The following is a 726-nucleotide window of genomic DNA, read 5'->3' as shown; positions in this document are numbered from 1 at the left end:
GCCTCGATCGGGTCACCGAGCTTGGTACCGGTGCCGTGCGCCTCGACCACGTCCACATCGGACGGAGCGAGCTGTGCACTGGCGAGGGCCTGCCGGATCACCCGCTGCTGCGACGGACCGTTCGGCGCCGTGAGGCCGTTGGACGCGCCGTCCTGGTTCACCGCCGAGCCGCGGATCACCGCCAGCACGGGGTGGCCGTTGCGCTGGGCGTCCGACAGCCGCTCCACGAACAGCATGCCGACGCCTTCACCCCAACCGGTGCCGTCAGCGGCGGCGGCGAACGCCTTGCAGCGTCCATCCACCGCCAGCCCACGCTGGCGGCTGAACTCGATGAACGAGCTCGGCGTCGACATCACCGTCACACCGCCGGCAAGTGCCAACTCACACTCGCCCTTGTGCAGCGCCTGCACTGCCAAGTGCAGGGCGACCAGGGACGATGAGCACGCTGTGTCCACCGTGACGGCGGGGCCTTCAAGACCGAACGTGTAGGAGAGGCGACCGGATGCCACGCTGGCCGCGTTACCGGTCGCCGCATAGCCGCCCACATCCTCGGCAGCCGCACCCAGCACCCACCCGTAGTCCTGCATGTTCGATCCCACGAACACGCCGACACGTTCACCGCGCAGTGACGCCGGGTCAACGCCAGCCCGCTCGAATGCCTCCCAGGAGGTCTCCAGCAGCAGCCGCTGCTGCGGGTCCATGGCCAGCGCCTCACGCGGAGAGATT

General features: G+C 69.3%; 1 protein-coding gene. It reads right to left on the bottom strand.

Annotation, left to right across the window (positions count from 1 at the left end):
* Positions 1–726, bottom strand: a 726-nt coding sequence (locus JK363_RS41495; RefSeq protein ID WP_201883500.1) for a beta-ketoacyl synthase N-terminal-like domain-containing protein, incomplete at both ends; no start/stop codon positions are given.

It is taken from the genome of Streptomyces coffeae (genome assembly GCF_016741875.1).
GTDB classification, from domain to species: Bacteria; Actinomycetota; Actinomycetes; order Streptomycetales; family Streptomycetaceae; genus Streptomyces; species Streptomyces coffeae.
Note: the sequence above shows the minus strand (reverse complement) of the source record. Positions and strands in the feature narration are given on the sequence as shown.